The organism is Vibrio sp. 2134-1 (assembly GCF_033339495.1).
Genome location: NZ_JAWOUS010000625.1, coordinates 1 through 614, shown reverse-complemented (window position 1 = coordinate 614; position 614 = coordinate 1). Strand labels below are relative to the sequence as shown.

Here is a 614-nt window from a genome sequence, read left to right as displayed (position 1 = left end):
CAGCCGTTTGTGGCGGCAACCAAAGCCCTTGGTGCGCCAGCGAGAGAAGTAAATACTGAAACGGGTAAATATACCCAAGCAGGAAGCGCAGGTTTTTCTGCTGCGGCTCTTCCGTTGCTCGCGGCTTCTGGTGAATCTGCGCTGTTGGAGGCGCAGTTCAGTCGTGCTCAAAATGAACTTGTGATGGACAAAAACGATCATTATTACGACAACGTATTAAGTCTATTTGGGCTTGGTTGGCATGCAGAACGTTACCGTTTTAGTGTGCAAGGTGAATTGCTTCCTGCATGGAGCGAGAGATGTCAGTAACAGGACGCGTGTTAAGGTGGATTCCACTGGTTGCTTTGGCGGCTGGTGGCATCGGCACTGTGCATGCAGAAAGCTTTAGTTCAAAACCTCTGACAAAGTCGCAGCTCGCACAGGTCTACAAACCTATCGAGCTGGTTCAATTTTCCACATCATTAGCACGAGTTGACTCGGTTGAGTGGTTGGTTGAGCAGCTAAAACTGGCGGATGCGATTGGCCGAGATGATATTGTCGAGAGTACTCTGGAGAGGCTGTTCGCGATTGAAGAAAGCAATCCAACGGGGCTTTTCTATCAAGCGAATATGTAT

1 protein-coding gene and 1 pseudogene are annotated in these 614 nt (G+C 49.2%); both read left to right on the top strand.

From position 1 onward, the window contains the following. Positions 1 to 309, top strand: a pseudogene (locus R7R78_RS27610) (cellulase); the annotation flags it as partial. Continuing rightward, positions 300 to 614, top strand: a 315-nt coding sequence (locus R7R78_RS27605) for a hypothetical protein (RefSeq protein WP_225474794.1), incomplete at its 3' end; no start/stop codon positions are given. The pseudogene R7R78_RS27610 and the gene R7R78_RS27605, both read left to right, overlap by 10 nt.